The following is an 18,525-nucleotide window of genomic DNA, read 5'->3' as shown; positions in this document are numbered from 1 at the left end:
AAGATATGGCAATTAGAGTTTTACTGCTCAACGTTGTGCTGCTGTTTGTCTCTTTTACTTCTGTTGCTCAGGAAAAGAGACAAGTTGCAGGAGTACAGACCAGATTGTTGGGCACATCTCAAGAGCGGCCGGTAGTCTACTATCATTTGAATTCGGAGGAGCATATTGATATCGGTTTTGATTTGATCGGGGATGATGATGTGTCTCTCTACTATCGTATTTACAGACTACCGAAAGGAGAAGAAGCCGAGTTGCCTCCAATACAGTACCTCAGCAATTCATGGCCGGTAGAAGTTTCCGGCGGTAGGCATTCTCGTTCGACTCGTATCCCATATGTCCATTATGAAATACAGATCCCGAACGAAAAGGTAAGTCCTCTGATGAGTGGGTTCTATATTTTGGAGGTATATAGCAATGATACAGACTATTCGAGAGGAGAGGGACTTGTGCGTGTCCCATTCACTGTAGTAGAGCCATTTCTGGATGTAGATTTGGAGTTTCAGTCTTTCAATATCGAGGGAGATCTTTCGCAAGATCAAGAAGTTGCGGTAACCGTACAAGACGAAGACTCCAAGCTGCTAAAAAATCCGCAAGACATCACAGTGGAAGTCTGGAAAAACTATGCCGAAGATTACAGGGAGCTTTCCATTCCTTCCCAGATTCATTCGGATAAGATCGTGTACGATGCCAGACGGGCGGCCATCTTTAGAGGCGGCAGTGAATACGAACATTTCGATTTGCTGGACATTTCCTCCGGTTCCATGTTAGGGATCGATAGCGTGGTATTGGCCTCCAATGGTTATCATGTTTATTTGCCGATGGGGCACAACAGAATAGATAGACCTTATATTTTCCAGCCGGATTTGGATGGAAAAAGAAAAATCCGCTCCATGGCCTATGGTGTATCACTTCCAGAGTTGGAGGGAGAATACTATACTGTTCATTTTGCTCTCGAATACGAGCCGGTCAAACCAGAACTTCGGTCTGGATGTGTCTTCCGGCTTGCTGGGGAGGCTTTCTGTTTTTTCCCCGAAAAGACGACTATGCAGATAGATGAGCGTAATGGCACTGCCTATTGCTCTGTTCTTCTCAAGCAGGGTTATGTAGAATATGCCTACACAGCTCAAGATCGTTCCGGTTTACTTCATCACATGGGAGGAGAACATCGGCAGACCAGCAACACATACACGGCTTTTGTCGTGGCTGATTCTCCTAACGAGGATTCCTACCGTATCGTTGGCGCTACTGTTCAGCGCTACATGGGGTTATGAGGGAGGTACATCCGGGAAAGAAGATTCCCGGAGGGGGAGGAGAATCGTAGTGATTTCTTTTTTTAAGGAATAGAAAGGGGATTGGGTGATGTTCCCGAGAGAGTTGTTTGCAGGATTGAAACTTCGAGGTAGAGGGATCGCAACATCTCTGCCAGTGTATCCGCAGCCAATGCCAGCCTGTTTCTACCGTCCGGCAGCTTCTCTGCTCCGAAGTCATTAATGAAAATGAGTGTATCTCGTGTTTCCTCTCTTACTTTGGTTCGTTCGTGGTCGCTTGTGGGAGTAGCAAACGGGCCTTGTTCATCCACATAGGTCGGCAGACCTTCTATATTAAGTGTGCCACGTCCGATTCCCTCGAACTCGTCTTCGGCCGTTCCTCTTCGCAACAAGACGTTACCACCCACAGCACTGTAATCAAAAACTCCGATAGAGAAGCCGGTGGTAATTGAGATTACATTGCCTATGTCTACCAGTGGATTGACAAAGTATAGCCCATGTCCTAATGTGAGTCTGCGACAAAGTTGCTCGGCTGCAGGTCTGTAGCGATTGGGATCTTTGCCCAAAGCTTTGTAGGCTTTCCTTGTAGCAGCAATGGCCGCACGCTGCTTTATTTCGGCTGTTTCGTATCTCTGCTTTAGGAGATCTCCCGCTTCTTTCAATAGCTGTTCCACCGTAGGGGAGGTCTCGCCCCTCTCAGTCAAACCTCTTGCCACAGTCACAGATACACGAAACTCCGGAACTCGCTCGATGAAAAACTGATCGAAAGTTAATGTCTTAGGCATTGTCAATCTTCCCAGTCTACTTCTATCAAATCGTCATCTTCCTCCCAATCATCATCCTCAATTTCGTTTTCCGGAGGGGTCAGCTCTTCGTCTTCTTCCCATACGATCTTGGTGAGGTCTAAGTTTTGCTTGATAATTTCATCGGGTTCGTGTAGACTCTCTTTGCTAAGTGTTTCCCACAGGAGATCCTTTAGCTTATCCAAGCCTTTTTGAGCAACGGAGGAGATGAAGACGACGGGTAAATCTGTTGGGAGATCTTCACAAAGCATTTCCTGCAACTCTTCGTCTATCAGGTCGCACTTAGTAACAGCGAGTACACGGTGCTTATGGGCAAGCTCAGGATTATATTGTGTCAGCTCTTTTATAAGCGTTTCGTATTCTTTTCCAATATGCTCGGTGTCGGCTGGTACCATTATTAGCAATGTAGCATTGCGCTCTATGTGACGCAAAAACTCCAGGCCTAAACCTTTTCCCTCTGCGGCTCCTTCTATGATACCGGGGATATCCGCCATTACGAAAGATTTCCCATCCCGGTAGGCTACGATACCCAAACTTGGCTCAAGGGTTGTGAAAGGGTAGTCTGCTATTTTTGGCTTGGCAGCCGTAAGTACGGATATAAGGGTTGATTTTCCTGCATTGGGTAGACCGACCAAGCCTACATCTGCCAACATTTTCAGCTGCAGGATGATCGTGAGTTCCTGTGAAGGTTCTCCGGGTTGGGCGTACCGTGGAGCTTGGTTGGTCGAAGACTTAAAAAAGGTATTTCCCTTACCTCCTTTGCCTCCTTTTAGCAATCGTATCTCTTGGCCATGTTCTTTAAGATCAGCGATGTAACTACCATCTTCGGCATTGTATATCACTGTTCCGAGCGGTACTTCTATCACCCTGTCTTCTCCATCCGATCCGGTGCATTTGTTTGCTCCTCCCGACATCCCGTTCGTTGCTAAGATGTGTCTATCGAACTTTAGATGTAATAAGGTCCAATAGTTGCGGTTGGCTCGGATATATACATGTCCTCCACGTCCTCCATCGCCACCATCGGGACCTCCTTTGGGGATATATTTCTCACGTCGAAAGTGTCGAGAGCCTCGTCCTCCTTTGCCCGAACGACAATAAATCTTGACGTAGTCTACAAAGTTGCTGCCTTTGGCCATATGCCTGTCTTAGTTGCTGTTTAGCTGGTCTATCTCTTTGCGTATGCGTTCGGCAATCTGCTCTATTGTGCCAACCCCGTCTACACTGCGGTGTTTGCCTTTCTTCTTGTAGTAGTCCGCAATAGAGGCTGTTTGGTCGTAGTAGACGGAGAGACGCTTGTTTACGGTATCCAGATTGTCATCGGATCGTCCCGAGGCCTTTCCTCTTTCCAGAATGCGCTCGATAAGCACCTTCTCCGGTACTTCCAATTCTATCATCAGATCTACTTGTGTGCCGTGTTTCCCTAAGAGATCGCAGAGAGCATCGGCTTGCGCTACTGTGCGTGGGAACCCATCGAAAATGATCCCCTTGGCATCCTTATGGGCTTCCAGCACATGTTCGATCATTCCTATGATAGTGGAGTCAGGAACAAGCTGCCCCTGATCAATGTACGTCTTGGCTATCTGTCCAAGCTCTGTATTTTGGGCTATTTCGGCTCTTAACAGATCGCCTGTGGAAATGTGGTTGTATCCATAATGCGAGATTAACAACTCGCTCTGAGTCCCCTTGCCCGAACCGGGGGCTCCGAAGATAATAACGATTCTCATTCTTTTATCTTATAAATGTCGTTATACATGCGTCCCAAATCATCATAGTCCAATCCGTGTCCTACGATAAATTCGTTGGCAATATTGAGCCCGATATAATCCGTCTCTACATCGCATTTCTTGGCATCAGGTTTGCAAAGCATGGCTGCTATCACAACCTGTTTGGCCCCCAATTCGTAGAAGCGTCTTTTGACATTCATCATTGTGAATCCGGTATCGATCAAGTCTTCGAGTATCACCACTGTGCGTCCCTCCAGAGACTGTGTTACCGGCATTACTTCCTTGAGCTCGAATGTTGAGGAAGTACCGCTGTATGAGGAGTAGCGAGCAAAGGCAACTTCATAGCCATCATTGAGTCTCTGCATCAGCTCTGATGCAAACATAAACGAGCCATTCATGATGCAGACGAAGAGAGGGTTTTGGTCTCCCAAATCCCGTCTAATGTCTTCTGCCATACGATCTAATGCTTTGTTGATCTCTTCGGAGGAGATATATAACTCGAATACTTTATCCTTTAGCCGAATTTCTTTCATGGAGTAATATAACTATCATTGCCTCACAAAGGTAGTTAAAAAGAGAGCGTCTGCCTTGTTTTGCTCGACTGCGACTTCCCAGAGAGGGAGAGTTGTATTTTATTCCAGACTCTGTCCCTGGAGCTTTGGGGAGAAACTGTCGGTGCATTGGATTCCTGTTGAGTTTCACCGGAGTTGGGAATGGACCTGTTTTTTGTAAGCCTCGGTATCTTTTTGTCGATTGCTCGGTATTCTTTCCGGGAAGCACCCAATGAGAGCGTCAAAAGCAATAAAGCTTTTGTCCGAAAGCAATAAAGCTTTTTGGAGAAAGCAATAAAGCTTTTGACGGATTACTCGGCATCTTTTCCGAAAAGCTCCTAATTAGCGTATGAAAAGCACCTAAGCTTTCGATTGATCGCTCGGTATCTCTTTGTCGATTGCTCAGTATCTTTTTCACCGTTGCTATAAGGGGAGCAAGGAATAATACCTCCCTCTTTGAGGCTATATATATGGCGCGATACTCAATTGAGCCTACAACCCATTCCCAATTGGGAGGAAAACTGAGGATTGGTGACATTGATTACCTTTGCCGGAGCAATTAAGTCATTACTCACCAATAGCAATGCAAGAAAAAATACTCATCTTGGATTTCGGGTCACAAACTACTCAATTGATCGGGCGTCGTATCCGTGATCTTGGTACGTATTGTGAGATTGTACCTTACAATAAGTTGCCGAATTCATTCGAAGGCATTAAAGGTGTTATTCTGTCAGGGAGTCCCTACTCGGTTTACGATCCTCACGCATTTAGAGTGGATCTCTCTGCCATACGTGGGCATTTACCTTTGTTGGGTATTTGCTATGGAGCACAAAGCCTCGTAAATCAGTTTGGAGGAAAAGTAGAGCCGGCCGATAGTCGCGAGTATGGTCGTGCGGCTTTGTGCATAGATAAAAAAGATGACCTTCTTCTGAAAGGCTTAAAAGACAAAAGCGTTGTATGGATGTCTCATGGAGATACTATTACTTCCTTGCCTGAAGAATTTGAATTGATTGCTTCTACTTCCGATGTCCCTAATGCTGCTTTTAAGATCCGAGGAGAACAGACTTGGGGTGTCCAATTTCATCCGGAGGCTCACCATTCGGAAGAGGGTAAGGTCTTGATCGGTAACTTTATTGATATATGTGGCGTGCGAAACAATTGGTCGGCACAAAGCTTTATTGAGCAGACCGTTCAAGAGCTCAAAGATCAATTGGGTCAGGACAAAGTCATCTTGGCTCTGTCCGGAGGTGTCGATAGTTCTGTATGTGCAGTATTGCTCAATAGAGCCATTGGAGATCGCCTTACCTGTATATTCGTAGACCATGGTTTGCTCCGGAAAGGAGAAGCACAGAAAGTCTTAGCCGATTATGAGCACCTGGGATTGAATGTAATAGGGGTGGATGCCTCGAAAAAATTCTACAAAGCACTGAAGGGTGTTACGGATCCTGAACAAAAGAGGAAAATCATTGGAAAGGGATTCATAGAAGTATTTGATGAGGAGGCCCGCAAACTGGAAGGCATCAAGTGGCTGGGGCAGGGAACGATCTACCCCGATGTGATAGAGTCTGTCAATATCACCGGAATGGTAATTAAGAGTCATCACAATGTGGGGGGATTGCCCGAGAAGATGAACTTGAAGTTAGTCGAACCCTTGCGAGCTCTATTTAAGGACGAAGTGCGAAGAGTCGGCTTAGAGTTGGGAATGATGCCACACTTGATTCATCGCCATCCTTTCCCCGGTCCCGGTCTGGGCATACGTATCCTGGGTGAGATTACACCAGAGAAGGTGCGTATCTTGCAGGAGGCAGATGATATCTATATGTCTATGATGCGTGCCGAGGGTTTGTATGATCAAGTTTGGCAAGCCGGAGCTATCCTGCTTCCGATTCGTTCGGTAGGAGTGATGGGAGACGAACGCACCTACGATTATACGATAGCCCTTCGGGCTGTATCTTCTGTTGATGCCATGAGTGCTGACTGGTGCAGGCTCCCATATGAGTTTTTGGCCAAGGTATCTAACGAGATTATCAATAAAGTTCGTGGCGTGAATCGTTGCGTTTACGATATTTCTTCCAAACCACCCAGTACAATCGAGTGGGAGTAGATCCCTCTGTCAGGTGATTTTTTTCATAAGGTACACAGTCGAAAAACTATACTGATATAATAAAATGTCTGTACATCAAGCAGAAGATGGTCGCAAGGTAACTACGCATCGTCTCACTGAAATGAAGCTGCGTGGAGAGAAGATAGCCATGCTTACGGCTTATGATTATTCTATGGCTACTCTTATCGATGCCGCTGGGATGGATGTAATCCTTATCGGAGACTCCGCTTCCAATGTTATGGCCGGTAATGTGACAACCTTGCCTATAACATTAGATCAGATGATTTACCACGGCAAGTCTGTAATGAAGGCTGTTCGCCGTGCTTTGGTTGTTTGTGATTTGCCTTTTGGTTCTTATCAAGGGAATTCCAAAGAAGCTTTATGCTCGGCCATCAGAGTGATGAAGGAAACGCATGTAGATGCAATCAAAGTAGAGGGTGGCCGAGAAATAGAAGAGAGTATTACCCGCATTCTCTCCGCTGGCATACCAGTGATGGGGCACCTTGGGCTTACGCCACAGTCGATAAATAAGTTCGGTACTTATAGTGTCCGTGCAAAGGAAGAAGAGGAAGCCAATAAGTTGATTGAAGATGCGCATTTGCTGGAGAGTTTGGGCTGTTTTGCTCTGGTATTGGAAAAAATACCGGCATCACTTGCTGCCAGAGTTTCCTCTGAACTGACAATCCCGGTCATTGGTATAGGAGCCGGAGGTGGTACAGACGGCCAAGTGTTGGTAATGCACGATATGTTAGGGATTACCCAAGATTTTAGCCCTCGCTTCTTAAGACGATATGCTTCATTAGGCTCTTTAATAAAAGAAGCTACAGCTCGTTATATTGAGGATGTGAAATCCTCTGATTTTCCCAATATCAACGAACAATACTGATCCATGTAGATTTTATTGTCTCTCTTAAAATAAGCAAATAGCCTCACAAGTCCGAACGACATGTGAGGCTATTTGCTTTCTTCCTGCTGGGGCTCAATTATTGATGTCTGAGAGCAGAGAGTTCGTATGCAAGAGGTTTTCTTATTTCACTCCATTTTCTGCAAAGAATTCTCGTATCATTCGTTTCACATCGGCTATTGTATTATATCCGTCCAACTTCTTGGCAGGTTTGCCGGGAGCTATAGCGAATAAAGCAGGGATAGCATTGATGTTTTCTTTTCCAACACCATCACCTATGATTTCTCCTATGGGAGTCGTTTTTCCTTTGGGGTCGTAAATTTCAGCTTTTACAAAATAGGCACGACCGGCATATTCCTTAGCAAGAGGTTCTATTACTCTCTTGTACATCAGTTTGCATGGTGCACACCATGTTGCCCAACAGTCCAATATTATTGGACCATCAGCCTTGCTGATAAATTTATTTGGACTGGTTTTATAGTCCCAAAGGTAGCGTTGCATAATTTCAGGAGTCAGTTCAAGGGCATGGTCACTATTGAGAGCAGGAAAATTATTAGACCAGCTGACTTTTATCTTTATGATTGTTTCCAGACCAGCTGATGCAGATTTGCCGGTGATCTGAGCTTGACCTTCGTTCAGGGCTGTTACATATCCATCTTCTCCTACCATAGCTATGGTTGGGTCGGAAGTCGTCCAGGTCACATCATTGTATTCAGCAAACTTCAGCTCTTGGCGTTCGCCAGTTTTCATTTCTACCACATCTTTATTTTCCGGTTTCTCTTTCTTCGGAGTCGTGTCGTCACAAGAAGTTAGAAGCAAAAAGAAAGAAAGCAGCATAAGCATTGCTGTCGAGAGCTTTTGATAAAGTTTCATTGGTTTGATCTTATTTATTGGGTTAAACATTAGTTTTTCTACTATTTACCTGCCGAATACACCAAGAAATCACTAAGTGCCCCCAAAAGTAGTACATTTTGTCTTTCTGAGATCTAATTCTTTCGACAGATTGCTTCTATCTTGATTGTACTGGTATAAAAAGAAGGTCTCAGAGGGGCTTCCGGGCAACAATATAGATTGGTTTGTAAGTAAGTCTGACTTTTTTAGAATTGGCTGTTTCGGAATAACGAGTCTTATAGTCTTGGATAAATTGCTTAAGAGACTTGGGAGTCCAATAGTTTGGGGTTGCAGACTCCGTGGCTGTGACTCCGGTGTACTTCAGGTGTTTGAGTACTTCCATTGGATTAGCAAAATGGAGTACAATTTCCTCTTGCAGCACTTCCAAGACTTCATAGTGCGAAGTGAGCATTCGGGATAGCTCATTGCAATTGTGATAGTGGAGTTTCTGTCCGATGAGGCTGTTTAGTTCACACAGATTGTCAGGAGCAAAGGTGGATAGCAGCAGGTAACCACCCGGCTTTATTGCACTTGCTATTTGAGAGAAAAAAGAGGATAGATCCTTAAACCATTGTATGGTTGATGCCGAAATAACCAAGTCGTAGTGGCTTTTCTCAAAAGAGAGCTGTTCAGCATCACCACAGATAAACTCAAATGAGACTCCTCCCGAATTGGATTGTAGGTACTCGAAAGCTTCCGGATAGAGGTCATTGAGTGTGTACCGGTACACGGAGTAGTGATTCAACAAAGCCCTTGTGAGCATACCACTACCACAGCCGATCTCCAATACCTGCTCCAACTCGGTCTCTGTTGGCAGGTATTTCTCGGCCAGACTAATCAGACGATTTGAGATTTTCTGCTGTGCTACAGCATACTTCTCATAAGTGGGCAGAGCCCTGCGAAAACGTTCGGCTATGAAAAGTCTCGAATCAGCTGACTCCATTGGGTAATATCGTTGAACAGGTAATGCTCTCCTCTCGGAATTTCTACTACCGGAACATTTTTGTGCTGCCAGTATGTCTGTTGATTGATTGGAGGAATAATTTTGTCTTTCATAGGTACTAGAGCTGCTGTCCATGGTAGAGAGAACTGTTCTGCCTCAGCGATGTGATTTCTGCTCCATTCGTAGACATCTCGCAGCTCCTGTTTGATTTCGTCTAAGGGTCTCTTTGCCAAAGAATCGAATAAATGACGCAGGGATCGACTGCCACACATTCGTCTGTTAAAACGTTCTCTATTCTCTTCGGATAAGCCGTTCAAAGTGGCGCGAAAGAGTAGTGGAGGAATCCCCAAGCTGTCATGCATAGGGATTGGTGTCCCAGCTATAGCTACAGCGGAGTCTGGAGGAGGGATTGTTCCGTGTAAATAAAGTCGCTCGGCGGCCCAAACTCCCATAGACCAAGCTACCAGATGCAGCCGACGATAATCCTTTTTTATTATGTCAATGTCAGATCCCGATAGTAAAGATCTATAATCTTGACAACATAGTAGGTCATACCCTTGTGGCGTGTCCATATGTTCTACGGCAGCTTTGTCCATTGCCCAGCCGTTAAAAAACAGGATTAGACTCTCTGTTGTATTCGAATGGGAGAGAAAATATGATGTCATGGATTAAATGGCAATATTTAGTGTCGGGAGTAAATGCAAAAGCCCTTCTATCTCAGTCTGAGCTGTTAGGCTGATACGTAGTCTTGCCGAACCTTGAGGTACCGTGGGAGGGCGGACAGCAGGGGAGTAATAGCCGGCTTCGATCAATCGAGATGCAGCCGATAGAGCATGGCTATTGCTGCCCAAGATGATAGGAATAATATGAGATGTAGAGGGCATAGTATAACCCAACTCCTTCAGTGTATTTCTTATTTTTTCTGATTTTTCTCTCAAGATTGAGCGATGAGAGTAGAAGTCGGATAGACGATCGAATATGAATTTGTTCCAGGCCGAGACAATAGGCGGCAAAGCTGTAGAAAAGATGAGAGGCCGGGAATGATTGATCAAGTATGAGCGTACATTGGATGAGCAAACTACATATCCTCCCATCCCTGCCAGAGCCTTCCCAAAGGTACCACACAGCAGATCGATGTCTTGGATCAAACCATATTCTTCGGCTAATCCCAAGCCTTGATTTCCTCGTACCCCTACAGCATGCGCTTCGTCGACGTACAAGATAAGTTGAGGGTAGATCTTTTTAAGAGCAACGAGGGAGCGCAAATCCGCTTCATCGCCATCCATGCTGTAGATGCTTTCCGTTAATACCAAAACTTCATCGTACTTGTCAGCTTTGCGCTGCAAAATGCGCTCCAGAGCCGTTATGTCGTTGTGGCGAAATCGCTCGAATGAGCATCCACTCAGGCGAAGACCATCTATCATTGAGGCATGTACGAGTTTGTCTGCAATTACAAGTGTCCGGTGAGAGGCCAAAGCAGAAATGATACCCACATTCATGTGATAACCACTGTTAAAGACAAGGGCAGACTCTCGGTCATATCGGTTGGCCAGACTATGCTCCAACTCTTCCAAAATCGGATAGTTGCCAGTGAGTAGCCGGGAAGAAGTCGACCCGAGAGCCCAATCTTCATAGGATACCATTTTTAGAAATTGGGTTCGCAGCTCTTTGTTTGATCCTAAGCCCAAATAGTCATTAGAGGCGAGATTGATTAGCTTGTGGCTATCTACCACAATACTCTGTCCGCAATATTGCTTTTGTATGCTACGTAGTTCGCGTTTCTGTCCTTGTAGAGACAACGCTTCTAATTCAGCTGATAATCTTTCCTCTATCATTGCTATTATCCTCGTTTTTCTCCTATTCCTTGAGTGGATCACTCACAATGTATTTATCCGCAACAGCAATTTTTAATCACTTTCAGAAGACCCGAGGTGAGTTTCCGAAGCTCTTCTGGGCGAATGATGTAAGGAGGCATTAGATAGCAAAGTTTGCCAAAGGGTCGAACCCAGATACCCTCTTGTACAAAGGCCTTTTGCATTTTAGACATATCCACAGCTTCTTTAGTCTGGACAACTCCTATGGCTCCTAATACTCTCACATCTGCTACAGCAGGGAGTTTTCTTGCCGGCTCCAATTCTTCTTTCAGTTGTGATTCAATGGCACGTACTCGTTCTTGCCAAGGACTCTTGAGTAATAATTGCAAACTGGCTACAGCTACAGCACAGGCTAAAGGATTGCCCATAAAGGTGGGGCCGTGCATAAAACAGCCGGCTTCTCCACCACATATGGTATCGGCAACGAACTGACTGGTGATAGTGGCAGAGAGGGTCAAATACCCACCTGTGAGAGCCTTGCCGATAGTCATGATATCCGGCACGACTCCTGCATGATCTCCTCCCCAAAAATGTCCTGTGCGTCCAAATCCTGTAGCTATCTCATCGAATATCAGCAAAATACCAGCATCCGAACAAATACGCTTGGCCTCTACTAAATATTGGGGATGATAGAAATACATCCCTCCAGCTCCCTGTACAATAGGCTCTAATATCAATGCTGCGATATCTTTTCCATGTTTTCTCACAAGGTCTTTCAGAGGATTCATGCTTTCCTCTTGCCATGATTCGTAATATCCGATGGGTGGTGTTGGTAAGAAATATTGGGTAGTTAAGGCTCCACCAAAGAGAGAGTGCATACCTGTTTGAGGGTCACAAACGCTCATGGCATGCCAAGTGTCACCATGATATCCACTTCGGATTGTAGCGAAATGATTGCGGTTGGAATACCCCTTGGCTTGCTGGTATTGGATAGCCATTTTGAGGGCGACCTCTACTGCAACAGAGCCAGAATCGGCATAGAAGATCCGATCAAGACCTTGAGGCAAAACGGATAGGAGTATTTCGGCGAGTTCCACTGCGGGACGGTGAGTAAACCCTCCGAACATTATGTGGCTCATCCGGCTTATCTGATCCATTGCAGCCTTGTTGAGCTCGGGTACGTTGTAGCCATGTATTGCAGCCCACCAAGAACTCATACCGTCAATCAAATCTTTGCCGTCTTCCAGATAAATATGTGCTCCGGAAGCTCTTTCCACCGGATAAACAGGCAATGGATCTATAGTAGAGGTATATGGATGCCACAAGTGTGTGCGATCCAATGCTATATATCTCTCTGATATTTTCATAGATAAAAGGGATAAGAAAAACTATTGAGCATGTTGTCGATACCAAGAGATGACCGATTCGACATATTGAGATACAGCCTTACCTCTCAGATAACCAGCTTTGCAGACAGGATCATTGTAGTAACGAGGGTCATTTTTTAGCCTTAGATAGGTCTCTACACTTCCCTCCCATACATGCGGATCTTGTCCATGCTTCTGAGCAAGACGCATAGCATCTTGTAAATGGGCTGCTCCAGCATTATAAGCGGCTAGTATAATTTTGATAGTTTCTTTTCTCTCTGGCAAGTCTCCGAGAGCTTTTTTTGTAGAAATCAGGCAATCTACAGAAACTCGTATGGAAATGGCAGGATCCAACAGCTCTTCTTTTGATGCTCCGAATATTTTGCCTGTGGCAGGCATGATACCCATAAGACCTCTAGCTCCACTCCATCCCACTACATCAGGCTGAAAGCGGGACTCATGATAAGCTATCGCAGCCAACAACTGCCATGGCCAACCTATACGGGGAGCCTCTTTTTTGAATAGTTCGTCAAAAGGAGAAATTCCTCCTGCTACTTTGTAGTAGATCTTTCTAGAGCCACGATGAGATGTCGGTGCTGCATTATACTCTTCTGTTCTTCCTTCGTAACTCTGCTTACTTTCTTCGAAGTATCGTTTGTAGATGATTCGGTGTGCATTTTTTGTGGGTACGCCCTTAGCCCACTCTTCGATAGAGGTTGCCAATTGTTTGCGGTCTTTCCTTACAATCCAACTCAATCGCTGGCTAAGTCCCACTGGTACGGATACATCGATGTCGTGGTAATAGGTATGGCTTAGCTTGGCTAACTTTTCATCGGCAAAAGTGCAACCTATACTGCGCTCTACCACAGCTTCGATCAGATCTTCTTCTGTGATGGTATCCCCATAAAGGATCGTTGAATCTACACCTCCACCGAGCTCTTTGTCTAGATGATGTAGCCTGTAGGCATAGCGGGTATAAGCTGGCACAGTGACATTATGCCCTGGTAATTCGGCTGCTGAACATAGAGCCGAGTCAGATTTGGGTTGCACCAACACAATGCCGGATTCTTCCTCTGGTCCGACAAAAAGGTAGTGTCTGTTAGCAGTTTGTGTTTGAGCCTGTGGGGTGATGCATAAATCTGCATAGCCACTGTCTATAGACTGCAAGAGAGCCTCGGCACTGGGAGCGATTTTGACTACAATAGGCATCCCGGCTTGCTCTGCATACAGTTTGGCCAGCTCATACTCATACCCCATATCCTCTCCTCTATATTGGAAATAAGTTGTGGAGCCAAACAGTGTGACGATACGCAAGGTGTCTGGCAACTTGTCTTCTAAGTTTGTCTGCCCGAGCTGGCTGTCTTTCCTGTAGCATTCTTGCAAAGAAGTTGTGACCCATATTAGCAACAGACCAGCCAATAAAGCCAAACAAGAATCCTTGAGAGAAATAGATCCGGAGAAACCCATCTGTGGAAGAAAGAGGTGCAACTAAAGGGCACTGGCAGAAGAGAGGGAAGTCTTCCGAAGCTCCAGCAATACAACATTCTCAATATGATGGGTTTGTGGAAACATGTCCACAGCTCTTGACTTCAACAATTCGTATCGACCATCCGCCATCAGTATAGATAGGTCTCTGGCCTGGGTTGCCGGGTTGCAACTGACATACACGATGCGCTTTGGCTCCACAGTGAGTATCGTTTTGATCACATCATCGTGCATTCCGGCACGTGGAGGATCGGTAATTAGTACGTCGGGTTTCCCATGAGTTGACACAAAATCCATGGTGAGAATATCTTTCATGTCTCCAGCGAAGAAAGTAGCATTCTCTATACCATTGATTCGGCAGTTTATTCGTGCATCCGCCACGGCATCTTCTACGTATTCTATCCCTACAACTTTTTTGCAAAAACGAGACACAAAAGAGGCTATCGTACCAGTCCCGGTATATAGGTCATAGACCAATTCTTGGCCTCCGAGGGAAGCAAACTCTCTTACAACTGAGTAGAGCTTGTATGCTTGTCGGCTGTTCGTTTGGTAAAAAGATTTGGCTCCAACACCGAAGCGTAAGCCCTCCATTTCCTCTAGAATATAGTTGCGACCCGAGTATACTTCTACGGCCAAGCCAGCTAAAGTGTCGTTGCATTTGGGGTTTATCACATAGCAAAGAGAAGTTATCTCGGGGAAAGCTTTTTCAATCGCAGCCAAGAGGGACATCCGTTTCGGTGGGTCATCGTGATAGAACATCACTACAACCATTACCTCTCCGGTCGAAGCTGTACGGATCAACAAACTCCTCATCATTCCTTCCTGATTTTTCAGGTCGAAGAAAGGATAGTCCTCTAATCGCTCCAAACAGTAATCACGAACGAAAGATCGGATGCGATCACTTAGATCCGAGCCTAAGAAGCATTGTTTTATGTCAATTACCTTGTCGAAAAGGCGAGGAATATGGAATCCAAGTCCCGGTTCTATGCGAGGCTTTTCCTCTTCGGAAGTCATCTCGTCAAGAGAAAGCCACCGTTTGTGACTGAAAGTGAATTCCAGTTTGTTACGGTATCTATAGGTCTCATCTGCCCCGACAATAGGTAGATATTCCTGAGGTTCTATCTTCCCTATGCGTGTAAGAGCATCTGATACTTGTTGTTGCTTGGCCTTGAGTTGTACTTCATACGGGATGTGCTGCCAACTGCAACCACCACAGATGCCAAAATGAGGGCAACGAGGTTCCACTCGAACCGGAGACGGAGTGATGATACGCTCTATACGTCCTTCCAAATAAGAGCGTTTTTTGCGTACAATTTGTATATCGCAGATATCTCCGGGAGCTGCGTAAGGGACAAAAATGACCTGTTCGTCCACTCTTGCGATAGCCTTTCCTTCGGCGGCTATATCTGCAATGTGTACATTCTCAAGAAGAGGAAAAGGCTTTCGTTTGCGACTCATTTAACAAGGGTTTGAATACGATCGACAAAATCCAAAGCCAGTCGATCTGCCTGCCCTTGGGTTGGAGCTTCGGTGTAAATACGAATGATCGGTTCTGTATTGCTGCGCCTTACATGTACCCAGCTGTCAGCGAAGTCAATCTTCACTCCGTCTGTGAGTGTGGGGTTGTGCTCGGACATATCTTTGGCCAGTTTGTCCAACAAAGCTTGGGTATCCTTACTTTGAGGAACCTCGACACGCTGTTTGCTCATGGCATATTGTGGCAGGGTAGCACGGATGGAGCTCATGTTTTGTTTTCTTTTGGCCATCATTGTAAGTATGATAGCCACACCTACCAAAGCATCTCTGCCATAGTGCAATGCCGGATAGATAACTCCGCCATTGCCTTCACCTCCGATTAAGGCTTTTACCTCCTTCATCTTTGCTACCACATTTACTTCTCCTACAGCAGATGCGTAGTAGTGACCTCCGTATTGCTCTGTAATGTCTCGCAATGCTCGTGTCGAACTGAGGTTAGATACTGTGTTTTTTCCAGGAAATTGTGACAGAAGGTATTCAGCTACAGCGACCAATGTATATTCTTCACCCACGAAGGCTCCATTTTCGTCAATCAGAGCCAAACGATCGACATCAGGGTCTACTACTACTCCCAAGTCTGCTTTTCGTTCGGCTACTAAGCTGCATATCTCTGTTAGATGATGGGGTCGCGGTTCGGGATTGTGAGCAAATTCTCCATCTGGCTCACAATTGAGAGGGTAGATTACTTCTACTCCTAAAGCCTCCAAAAGACGGGGTATAGCTACCCCTCCAACAGAATTGACAGCATCTATAGCAACTGCAAAGCCAGCCGAACGGATGGACTCTGCGTCTACTATATCCAGAGCAAGTATTTGTCGGATATGCTCATCGAGGAAGTTCTTGTATTCTTCTATTCTGCCCAATTGGTCTACTTCAGCAAAAGAAAATTCGTCACGTTCGGCCAAAGCCAAAACCTCAGCTCCTTGCTTCGCATCCAGAAATTCTCCTGTTGAAGTCAGCAGCTTAAGGGCATTCCATTGTCGGGGGTTATGGCTGGCTGTGAGGATTATACCTCCATCGGCATGGAAATGTGTTACTGCTAATTCTGTGGTCGGGGTAGTGGCCAGATCGATATCCAATACATCACAGCCCATACCACACAAAGTTCCCAACACCAACTGCTTGAGCATTGGTCCTGAGATGCGGGCATCACGCCCCACAACAATACGCGGACGAGATAGTCCGCTATTTTTCTGGATAAAGGAAGCGTACGCCGAAACGAAGCGAACAGTGCTCAAGGGATTTAGACCCTCTTGTACAGCCCCTCCTATTGTGCCTCGTATGCCCGATATAGATTTAATCAAAGCCATTGCTATACTTCACTTAGAATGTGTACTCAACCTCATCGAAATAAATAGGAATACCACTGCGACTGGTAAATTCTGGTCCAATGCTGAATGGTACTATCAATCGCACTCTCGCTCCATCCCCGAGCAAAGACATTGGGAACGCCAAGCCTTCACACATGTATCGGTTTAGGTTGAATCCTGCTGCAGGAGGCAATGGCTGGAAATGTAAGGGCCCATCCCGGTAGACGTCAATGTAAATAAACTCTATGGGCTGATATTTGCCTTTCGATAAACTGTCGAATATGACCGGCTCAGAAGAGTCTAATGCATAACCTCTTATTCGCATGAAAACATGCGTCTTCTGAGGCACGGCTTTAGCTCCACCCTTGTCAAGAACCTCCATATATAGATCATTGTCGAAATGGTAGAGGATTCCCGGGACAAAGTCTTTTTGTTCTCGCTCAGCTTCTTTCACTTTGAAGCCTTTGCTTGCTATGAAAGATTTGATCCGTTTGCGCTCATCTTGTCTCATCTCTGTCAAAGAGCGCACTTTGCTCTTTTCACAGGATATCAGAGTAAAGCAGGCAAGCATACAAATCAATCCAACGGCTCGATATATACGCATTGTTCTCTTCATTTGTCTATATTTTTTTTCGGTTACGTATTTCTTCCAATATCATTTGTGCTACCTTTTCCGCTTCATCCGGATTGGGATATTCTGCACCGGCTGCATTCTTATGACCGCCTCCCCCAAACAGTTTAGTGGCAATGTCATTTACCGGCCTATCTCCACTGCTGCGGAGAGAGATCTTGAGATAAGTTTCTCGCCTGCGGATATAGAAAGAGTAGTAGATACCCTCTATTGCCAAAGGCTCGTTCACAAAGCCTTCTGTATCACTATCCGATACGCCAAATGACTCCAGCTCTTCTCTCTCCAATACAAAATAGGCTGCACCAATTTCTGGTATCAACTGCAACTTCCGGTCTAAGACATAGCCGCGGAGTTTCACCTGACCTGTGGTATTTCGGTGAAAGATTTGATCTATCAGCAGAGTTTTATTGGCCCCACAACTCAATAGATCGGCTACGACACAAAAAACACGTGGTGATTCCGATTGATAGGAAAAACACCCCGTGTCAGTAATAATTCCACAGAGTAGGCTTTGGGCGCAATTGGGGGTAATAGCAGAAGCCAGTCCCATCCCCTGCAGGCAATGATATACCAATTCCGCTGTGGATGACATCCCTGGAAAACTGAATGAAAGTTCAAAGAAGTTTTCTTCTGGATACAAATGATGGTCAATGAGTATCTTGGGTGCTTTCGATTTGGTCAAGATTGGAGCCAACAGATTGCCCACTCGCTTGGGAGACTGAAAATCTAAACAACAGATCAAGTCGGCATCTAACAGCACTCTTTCGGCTTCTTGATTGGTGGTCCCATTGTGATGGATCAGCACCTCTTTTGCTAGAGGAAGGTCGGCCACGATGCGAGGTATGGCATTGGGCAAAATCATTTGCACATCCTTCTCTGGGTAAGCTGATCGCAGAGCATCACAAAGACCACAAACCGACCCAACAGCATCTCCATCCGGAGCCGTGTGGGACAACAGGCATATTTTGGTGGATCTTTCGATGCGTTGTTTCAGTAGGCTAAACTTTTCCGTGTCGAAAGAAAAAGAGTCTTCCTGTTGAGATGACAAGTTTGTATTACAGCTCATGATGCATTCAAGGGGGAACTGGAGGTTCTTCGATATTTGTTTTATTCTGGGCTTCAAATATACGAAGTTTGCACACATCGGGATAATCCGAAATGCTCAGAGAAATTATTACCTTGCAAAGCATTAAT

The 18,525-nt window shown here is 45.5% G+C and carries 17 protein-coding genes; 3 read left to right on the top strand and 14 right to left on the bottom strand.

Annotated features, from left to right (window positions below):
- Positions 1 to 5: 5 nt before the first annotated feature.
- On the top strand, positions 6 to 1,271 hold the full coding sequence (locus DQN70_RS08415) for a type IX secretion system plug protein (protein ID WP_023941078.1): 1,266 nt from the start codon (positions 6 to 8) through the stop codon (positions 1,269 to 1,271).
- Positions 1,272 to 1,333: 62 nt separating this feature from the next.
- On the opposite strand, the gene DQN70_RS08410 is transcribed toward DQN70_RS08415, so the two are convergent.
- Genes DQN70_RS08410 through DQN70_RS08395 form a run of 4 tightly spaced genes read right to left on the bottom strand, consistent with a single transcriptional unit; the run spans position 1,334 to position 4,328 of the window.
- Positions 1,334 to 2,053: a B3/B4 domain-containing protein gene (locus DQN70_RS08410; protein WP_023938312.1), complete on the bottom strand. Its 720-nt coding sequence runs from the start codon at positions 2,051 to 2,053 to the stop codon at positions 1,334 to 1,336.
- Between the two features lie 2 nt (positions 2,054 to 2,055).
- Positions 2,056 to 3,207: a GTPase ObgE gene (gene obgE, locus DQN70_RS08405; protein WP_023938310.1), complete on the bottom strand. Its 1,152-nt coding sequence runs from the start codon at positions 3,205 to 3,207 to the stop codon at positions 2,056 to 2,058.
- 9 nt (positions 3,208 to 3,216) lie between these two features.
- Positions 3,217 to 3,795, bottom strand: a complete 579-nt coding sequence (locus DQN70_RS08400) for an adenylate kinase (RefSeq protein ID WP_023938308.1) — start codon at positions 3,793 to 3,795, stop codon at positions 3,217 to 3,219.
- Positions 3,792 to 4,328, bottom strand: a complete 537-nt coding sequence (locus tag DQN70_RS08395) for a phosphoribosyltransferase (protein WP_023938306.1) — start codon at positions 4,326 to 4,328, stop codon at positions 3,792 to 3,794. The genes DQN70_RS08400 and DQN70_RS08395 overlap by 4 nt, the downstream gene beginning before the upstream one ends.
- A 601-nt stretch (positions 4,329 to 4,929) precedes the next feature.
- Here DQN70_RS08395 and guaA point away from each other — a divergent pair.
- Positions 4,930 to 6,450, top strand: a complete 1,521-nt coding sequence (guaA, locus tag DQN70_RS08380; protein WP_023941071.1) for a glutamine-hydrolyzing GMP synthase — start codon at positions 4,930 to 4,932, stop codon at positions 6,448 to 6,450.
- A 64-nt stretch (positions 6,451 to 6,514) separates the two neighbouring features.
- Positions 6,515 to 7,336, top strand: a complete 822-nt coding sequence (gene panB, locus DQN70_RS08375; RefSeq protein WP_023938301.1) for a 3-methyl-2-oxobutanoate hydroxymethyltransferase — start codon at positions 6,515 to 6,517, stop codon at positions 7,334 to 7,336.
- A 141-nt stretch (positions 7,337 to 7,477) separates the two neighbouring features.
- Here the strand turns inward: panB and DQN70_RS08370 are convergent, their stop codons facing one another.
- The 10 genes from DQN70_RS08370 to DQN70_RS08325 all read right to left on the bottom strand — a co-directional run bounded on the left by DQN70_RS08370 (position 7,478) and on the right by DQN70_RS08325 (position 18,397).
- Positions 7,478 to 8,227, bottom strand: coding sequence for a thioredoxin domain-containing protein (locus DQN70_RS08370; RefSeq protein WP_036887834.1), 750 nt, complete (start codon positions 8,225 to 8,227; stop codon positions 7,478 to 7,480).
- A 169-nt stretch (positions 8,228 to 8,396) separates the two neighbouring features.
- Positions 8,397 to 9,188 carry a malonyl-ACP O-methyltransferase BioC gene (bioC, locus tag DQN70_RS08365; protein ID WP_023941069.1) on the bottom strand — a complete coding sequence of 264 codons (792 nt, stop codon included), beginning with the start codon at positions 9,186 to 9,188 and terminating at the stop codon, positions 8,397 to 8,399.
- Complete coding sequence (locus tag DQN70_RS08360; RefSeq protein WP_231968825.1) at positions 9,158 to 9,784, bottom strand: pimeloyl-ACP methyl esterase BioG family protein; 627 nt, start codon at positions 9,782 to 9,784, stop codon at positions 9,158 to 9,160. Before DQN70_RS08360 ends, bioC begins: the two co-directional genes overlap by 31 nt.
- 72 nt (positions 9,785 to 9,856) lie before the next feature.
- Positions 9,857 to 11,023 carry an aminotransferase class I/II-fold pyridoxal phosphate-dependent enzyme gene (locus DQN70_RS08355; RefSeq protein ID WP_023941067.1) on the bottom strand — a complete coding sequence of 389 codons (1,167 nt, stop codon included), beginning with the start codon at positions 11,021 to 11,023 and terminating at the stop codon, positions 9,857 to 9,859.
- A 53-nt stretch (positions 11,024 to 11,076) separates the two neighbouring features.
- The gene (gene bioA / locus DQN70_RS08350; protein WP_036889425.1) at positions 11,077 to 12,369 is read right to left on the bottom strand and encodes an adenosylmethionine--8-amino-7-oxononanoate transaminase; all 1,293 of its coding nucleotides are present in this window, start codon (positions 12,367 to 12,369) and stop codon (positions 11,077 to 11,079) included.
- 21 nt (positions 12,370 to 12,390) lie between these two features.
- Positions 12,391 to 13,836, bottom strand: a complete 1,446-nt coding sequence (locus tag DQN70_RS08345; RefSeq protein WP_023941065.1) for an MltF family protein — start codon at positions 13,834 to 13,836, stop codon at positions 12,391 to 12,393.
- Between the two features lie 21 nt (positions 13,837 to 13,857).
- Positions 13,858 to 15,312 (bottom strand): 23S rRNA (uracil(1939)-C(5))-methyltransferase RlmD, encoded by a 1,455-nt coding sequence (rlmD, locus tag DQN70_RS08340; RefSeq protein WP_023941064.1) that lies wholly within the window; start codon positions 15,310 to 15,312, stop codon positions 13,858 to 13,860.
- Complete coding sequence (gene glmM, locus DQN70_RS08335; RefSeq protein WP_023941063.1) at positions 15,309 to 16,700, bottom strand: phosphoglucosamine mutase; 1,392 nt, start codon at positions 16,698 to 16,700, stop codon at positions 15,309 to 15,311. The genes rlmD and glmM overlap by 4 nt, the downstream gene beginning before the upstream one ends.
- Before the next feature lie 13 nt (positions 16,701 to 16,713).
- Positions 16,714 to 17,316 (bottom strand): DUF4827 family protein, encoded by a 603-nt coding sequence (locus DQN70_RS08330; RefSeq protein WP_081711909.1) that lies wholly within the window; start codon positions 17,314 to 17,316, stop codon positions 16,714 to 16,716.
- Between the two features lie 4 nt (positions 17,317 to 17,320).
- Complete coding sequence (locus DQN70_RS08325) at positions 17,321 to 18,397, bottom strand: DHH family phosphoesterase (protein WP_023938286.1); 1,077 nt, start codon at positions 18,395 to 18,397, stop codon at positions 17,321 to 17,323.
- Between the last annotated feature and the right edge of the window lie 128 nt (positions 18,398 to 18,525).

Origin of the sequence: Porphyromonas crevioricanis (assembly GCF_900476255.1) — a bacterium.
GTDB lineage: Bacteria > Bacteroidota > Bacteroidia > Bacteroidales > Porphyromonadaceae > Porphyromonas > Porphyromonas crevioricanis.
The sequence above is the reverse complement of the archived record's forward strand: the minus strand, read 5'-3'. Positions and strand labels throughout refer to the sequence as shown.

What these genes read in the sequence shown, in the direction of transcription:
- bioA (WP_036889425.1), bottom strand. Translation starts at nt 12,369, where the DNA reads ATGAAAATATCAGAGAGATATATAGCATTGGATCGCACACACTTGTGG.
- DQN70_RS08330 (WP_081711909.1), bottom strand. Translation starts at nt 17,316, where the DNA reads ATGAAGAGAACAATGCGTATATATCGAGCCGTTGGATTGATTTGTATG.
- DQN70_RS08360 (WP_231968825.1), bottom strand. Translation starts at nt 9,784, where the DNA reads ATGGACAAAGCTGCCGTAGAACATATGGACACGCCACAAGGGTATGAC.
- DQN70_RS08325 (WP_023938286.1), bottom strand. Translation starts at nt 18,397, where the DNA reads ATGAGCTGTAATACAAACTTGTCATCTCAACAGGAAGACTCTTTTTCT.
- DQN70_RS08355 (WP_023941067.1), bottom strand. Translation starts at nt 11,023, where the DNA reads ATGATAGAGGAAAGATTATCAGCTGAATTAGAAGCGTTGTCTCTACAA.
- glmM (WP_023941063.1), bottom strand. Translation starts at nt 16,700, where the DNA reads ATGGCTTTGATTAAATCTATATCGGGCATACGAGGCACAATAGGAGGG.
- obgE (WP_023938310.1), bottom strand. Translation starts at nt 3,207, where the DNA reads ATGGCCAAAGGCAGCAACTTTGTAGACTACGTCAAGATTTATTGTCGT.
- DQN70_RS08370 (WP_036887834.1), bottom strand. Translation starts at nt 8,227, where the DNA reads ATGAAACTTTATCAAAAGCTCTCGACAGCAATGCTTATGCTGCTTTCT.
- DQN70_RS08410 (WP_023938312.1), bottom strand. Translation starts at nt 2,053, where the DNA reads ATGCCTAAGACATTAACTTTCGATCAGTTTTTCATCGAGCGAGTTCCG.
- guaA (WP_023941071.1), top strand. Translation starts at nt 4,930, where the DNA reads ATGCAAGAAAAAATACTCATCTTGGATTTCGGGTCACAAACTACTCAA.
- DQN70_RS08345 (WP_023941065.1), bottom strand. Translation starts at nt 13,836, where the DNA reads ATGGGTTTCTCCGGATCTATTTCTCTCAAGGATTCTTGTTTGGCTTTA.
- DQN70_RS08415 (WP_023941078.1), top strand. Translation starts at nt 6, where the DNA reads ATGGCAATTAGAGTTTTACTGCTCAACGTTGTGCTGCTGTTTGTCTCT.
- DQN70_RS08395 (WP_023938306.1), bottom strand. Translation starts at nt 4,328, where the DNA reads ATGAAAGAAATTCGGCTAAAGGATAAAGTATTCGAGTTATATATCTCC.
- bioC (WP_023941069.1), bottom strand. Translation starts at nt 9,188, where the DNA reads ATGGAGTCAGCTGATTCGAGACTTTTCATAGCCGAACGTTTTCGCAGG.
- rlmD (WP_023941064.1), bottom strand. Translation starts at nt 15,312, where the DNA reads ATGAGTCGCAAACGAAAGCCTTTTCCTCTTCTTGAGAATGTACACATT.
- DQN70_RS08400 (WP_023938308.1), bottom strand. Translation starts at nt 3,795, where the DNA reads ATGAGAATCGTTATTATCTTCGGAGCCCCCGGTTCGGGCAAGGGGACT.
- panB (WP_023938301.1), top strand. Translation starts at nt 6,515, where the DNA reads ATGTCTGTACATCAAGCAGAAGATGGTCGCAAGGTAACTACGCATCGT.